Origin of the sequence: Streptomyces sp. NPDC038707 (genome assembly GCF_040636485.1) — a bacterium.
Classification (GTDB): Bacteria; Actinomycetota; Actinomycetes; order Streptomycetales; family Streptomycetaceae; genus Streptomyces.
In genome coordinates this window covers 1-1056 of record NZ_JBEZUP010000112.1, presented here as the reverse complement: position 1 = coordinate 1056, position 1056 = coordinate 1, and the positions used below count along the sequence as shown (strand labels likewise).

Here is a 1056-nt window from a genome sequence, read left to right as displayed (position 1 = left end):
GTGCGGACGAGGTTGCGCAGGAGTGCCGGTACCTCGTCCGAGCCCCGCAGGCCGGCCAGGTCCAGCCTGACCGGCACGGCCGCCGGGCCGTCCGCGGCATCGAACAGCGCCAGCCCCTCGGCAACCGTCAACGGCAGCACCCCCGCACGCCGCATCCGCGCCAGATCCGCCCCGGCCAGCTCCCCCGTCATGCCCGCACCCTGCTCCCACGGCCCCCAGGCCAGCGACACCCCCGACCCACCCAGAGCCTGGCGATGCACCGCCAGCGCATCCAGGAACGCATTACCCGCCGCATAATTCGCCTGCCCGGCCGCGCCCAGCACCCCCGCCACCGACGAGAACACCACAAACCGCTCCACCTCCCCGACCAGCTCATGCAGATGCCACGCCCCATCCACCTTCGGCCGCAGCACCCGCTCCAGCCGCTCCGGCGTCATCGACTCCAGCACCCCGTCATCCAGCACCCCGGCCGCATGCACCACCGCCGACACCGACCGCCCGGCCAGCACCCCCGCCAACGCCGCCCGGTCCGCCACATCACACGCCACCACCTCAGCCTCGGCCCCCAGCCCGGCCAGCTCCGCGACCAGCTCCGCCGCTCCTTCGGCAGCCAGGCCCCGCCGACTCAGCAACAACAACCGACGCACCCCGTGCTCGACCACCACATGCCGGGCCACCAGCGCCCCCAGACCCCCCACACCACCGGTGATCAACACCACCCCGTCACCACCCCACGGCCGGGACTCCACCGCCCCAGCCCGCACCAACCGCGCCGCGAACGCCGCACCCCCACGCACCACCACCTGAGGCTCACCCGTGACCACCGGCTCCCCACCGCCCTCCACATCCACCAGCCAGAACCGACCCGGCCACTCAGCCTGCGCCGACCGCACCAGCCCCCACACCACCGCAGCCGCCGGATCCGCACCACTGACCACACCCCGGGTCACGAACACCACCCGCGCATCCGGCTCCCGCACCACCTCCAGCGCCCGCACCGCCAACGCATGCGCCGACGCCACCACATCCTCACCACCCACCAACTCCACGAACCGC

At 73.6% G+C, this 1056-nt stretch carries 1 protein-coding gene; it reads right to left on the bottom strand.

Annotation, left to right across the window (positions count from 1 at the left end; genetic code table 11):
• A partial coding sequence (locus AB0E62_RS40075) for a beta-ketoacyl reductase (RefSeq protein WP_362206102.1) occupies positions 1-1056 on the bottom strand: 1056 nt, incomplete at both ends.